We start from the raw sequence: 3,363 nt of genomic DNA on the forward strand, positions 1-3,363 counted from the left end.
GGGGTATTTCGAGGTGTCCTATCGATCGCGCGGATCTGAATGCATCCAAGGTGACGCGAGGCGCATGGCAGCATCCGGACCGCGCGGCGGCGATTCGGTAGCCGCCCCCGCGGCGCGGGCGTAAAGTTACAGTTTGCAGGAAACTTCAACCCGTCGCGTCAGGCTCCGGCCGACCTTGGCCGGAGGGTCACGAGGTCGTGTTCAGGCCTACGACGGCGGCAATGCCGTGTTGCGGCGCACGAGCCGGCTCGCGCAGCAGGCGCCCGTAGAGGTCGTGCAAGGCGGCCGCATGGGCGGCGATCGTCATCGGCGCATCCCGGAAGCGGGCGCGGGCCTCGCGGCCCATGCGTTCGACCAGCCCGTCCTCGCGCAGGGCCGCGAAGGCGCGCGCCAGCGCTGCCGGCTCCGGGGCCACCACGAAGCCGCTCCGGCCGTCCCGGACCTTCTCCGCCGCCCCCGACCGGTCGGAGGCCACGACGGGGATGCCCTGCGCCAGGGCCTCGTAGACGGTGAGCGGCCCGGTCTCGAACCAGCGGGAGGGGGCGGCGAGCGCTCGCGCACGGCCGCGCAGGATCGCCTCAACCGCCTCGGGAGACTGCCAGCCCAGAAGCTCCACGCCGGGCCTGCCGCGCAGCTCCGCCTCCAGGGGGCCGGTCCCGACGAACAGGGCCGGCAGGCCGGCGGCGACGGCGGCATCCGCCACGAGGTCGGCCCCCTTCTCGCGGGTGAGGCGGCCGACATAGGCGATGGCATCGCCGCGTGCCGGATCGGCCGGGTCTGCGGGTGCCGTCCGCACCGGGTTGTCGATGCGGTGATGGCGTAGCGCATAGCCGCCGAGCATCGCCCCCATCCGGGACCGGCTGGCGTCGCAGACATGGACCACGTCGAGGGTATGCCCGCGCAGCGCCCGGCCGAGGGCGGCCGTGCGGGCGACGCGCACCAGCTTGTGCAGCCGGCTCTTGGCATCGCAGGGCGCAATGAGGCAGGCGGCCGACATCGGGCGCACGGCGCAGGGCTCGGCCGTGTCGAAGCGGTAATAGACGCCGTTCGGGCAGGCGAGGAAGTAGTCGTGCAGGGTCAACGCCACGGGGGCGCCGGTGGAGAACAGCACCGGGAACACGCTCGGCGACAGGCTGCGGGTCCATTGGTGGACATGGATGCAGTCGGCCCGCGACGGCAGCCCGGCGAGCGCCTGCTTCAGCCGGGCCGCGGCCGCCGCGTGCCAGATCCCGGCGGCGGCGGCCGAGAGGGCGTTGCGGCTCCAGACGTCGGCGAGCCCCAGGCCGATGCGGCGGATGCCGGGATGGTCGAGCAGCGGGTCCGCCGGCCCGTCGACGCCCTGGACGTAGGTCACCGCGACGCCGCGGTCGGCGAGCCCGCGGGCGGATTCGAGGGCGACCTTCTCGGCCCCCCCGCTCGCCGTGGCGAACTCGGCCAGGATGACGACGTGCATGGCCCGCCTCGACCTTCGTGTGACGCGCGCGCCGCCGACCGGGGGCGGATCGCGCGGCCCGACATTTACGGGCAATCAACTGCCGTCCGGTAAACGGGTGGGCTGGAAGCCCTCGCACCCGGACAGCCCCGTGAACGTCGTCCTCGTCGCCGACCACGCCTCGATCAACGGCGGACAGGCCAAGGTCGCGATCGATTCGGCCCTCGGGCTCGCGGGCCGGGGCTTGCGCGTCACGCTGTTTGCCGCGGTCGGCCCCGCCGACCCGCGGCTGGAGGCGGCGGGCGTGCGGGTGGTGTGCCTGAACCAGGACGATGTGACGACCGCCAGGAACAAGCTCGCCTTCGCGGTCCAGGCGATCTGGAACCGCCCGGCGGCCAGGGCGCTCGCCCAGGAACTCGCCCGCCACGACCCGCGGGAGACGGTGGTGCACGTGCACGCCTTCGCCAAGTCGCTCTCGCCCGCCATCGGCGTGGCCCTGCGGGCCTCGGGGCTGCCGGTGCTCTACACCATGCACGAGTTCTTCCTGGTCTGCCCCAACGGCGGATTCTACGATTACCGGGCCGCGCAGATCTGCCACCGCAGGCCGATGTCCGGGGCCTGCCTGTCCACGAACTGCGACGCCCAGAGCTACCCGCGCAAGCTCGCGCGGGTGGTGCGCCATGTCGGGCTGGAGCACGTGGCGCGCCTGCCCGAGCTGTTCCGCCACGTCGTCACCATCAGCGACCTGCAGGAGCGGGTCGTGGCGCCCCTGATGCCGGCGGGGACCACCTTCCACCGGGTCGACAACCCGATCTCGGTGGAGCGGGCGCCCATCCAGGCCGGGCCGCCCGGCGACTTCCTGTTCGTCGGGCGCGTCTCGAAGGAGAAGGGCGCCCCGGTCTTCGCGGAAGCCGCGCGGCGGGCCGGCGTACGCCCGGTCTTCGTCGGCGACGGCGAGCAGCGGGCGGAGCTTGCGGCTCGCTATCCTGAAGCAATGATGCTGGGATGGCGGGACCCGGCCGGCGTGCTGGCCCTCATGCGCGCGGCCCGCGCCCTGGTCTTCCCGAGCGTCTGGTACGAGGGCCAGCCGCTCACGGTCTACGAGGCCCTGGCCTGCGGCACGCCGGTGGTGGTCAGCGACGCCTGCGCCGGCCGCGAGGCGGTGGAGGACGGCGAGACCGGGTTCTGGTTCCGCTCCGGCGACCCGGATGCGCTCGCCGCGCACCTGCGCCGCCTCTCGGACGACGCGCTCGCCGAACGCATGGGCCGGGCGGCCCACGCCCGCTACTGGGCTCGCCCCCTCAGCCTCGACGCCCATCTCGACCGGCTGGGAACGGTCTACGAGGCCGTGCTGCGCGAGGCGGCCCCGCACCGCGGCCCGGCCCGGCCGGCCCCCCGCGGCCCGGCCGTCGCCGTGGCCTGATCGCTCAGGCCCGGAAACACCGGGGCGATCCTCGCGTTGACGACAACCGGCACCCGCGCGGTGCCTCCGTCATCCGAGGAGCCTCACATGGCCGACGACCACAAGACGACGCCCAAGGGCGCGGACACGCCCGGCACGAAGCCGGACGACAAGGCCAACCCGGAGAACACCCAGGACAAGATGGGCAAGCGCCTCGACGACGCCCTGGAAGAGACGTTCCCGTCGAGCGATCCGGTCTCGGTGAAGATCACGAAGTAGGGGCGTCCGGGCACGGGCGCCGCCCTTCCCTGCGGAGGAGGATTTGATACGGGCTGACAACGGGCCCTCTCCTCCCCCTTGCGGGGAGGAGCCGGAAGTGGGGGTGGTGCAGGAGGCACCGTTACGCTCGATCCTGGGCGGCCCCCCATCCCCAAACCCGACCCGCAAGGGCTGCCGAATTCACACATCTGCGCGCAGCGGAACCGGACAGGTCGCTCGAAGCGCGACGTTCTCCCTCTCCCGTGCGGGA

3 protein-coding genes are annotated in these 3,363 nt (G+C 73.2%); 2 read left to right on the forward strand and 1 reads right to left on the reverse strand.

Features of this window, described 5'->3' with window-relative positions; genetic code table 11:
- Positions 1-187 precede the first annotated feature (187 nt).
- Positions 188-1,453 (reverse strand): glycosyltransferase family 4 protein, encoded by a 1,266-nt coding sequence (locus COGEMETH_RS14560; protein ID WP_238183352.1) that lies wholly within the window; start codon positions 1,451-1,453, stop codon positions 188-190.
- A 130-nt stretch (positions 1,454-1,583) separates the two neighbouring features.
- Here COGEMETH_RS14560 and COGEMETH_RS14565 point away from each other — a divergent pair, with 130 nt between their 5' ends.
- Complete coding sequence (locus COGEMETH_RS14565; protein ID WP_238183353.1) at positions 1,584-2,855, forward strand: glycosyltransferase family 4 protein; 1,272 nt, start codon at positions 1,584-1,586, stop codon at positions 2,853-2,855.
- Positions 2,856-2,942: 87 nt separating this feature from the next.
- Positions 2,943-3,113: a hypothetical protein gene (locus COGEMETH_RS14570; protein WP_238183354.1), complete on the forward strand. Its 171-nt coding sequence runs from the start codon at positions 2,943-2,945 to the stop codon at positions 3,111-3,113.
- Positions 3,114-3,363: the final 250 nt, after the last annotated feature.

The organism is Methylobacterium trifolii (genome assembly GCF_022179685.1).
In the GTDB taxonomy this organism is placed as follows: Bacteria; Pseudomonadota; Alphaproteobacteria; order Rhizobiales; family Beijerinckiaceae; genus Methylobacterium; species Methylobacterium trifolii.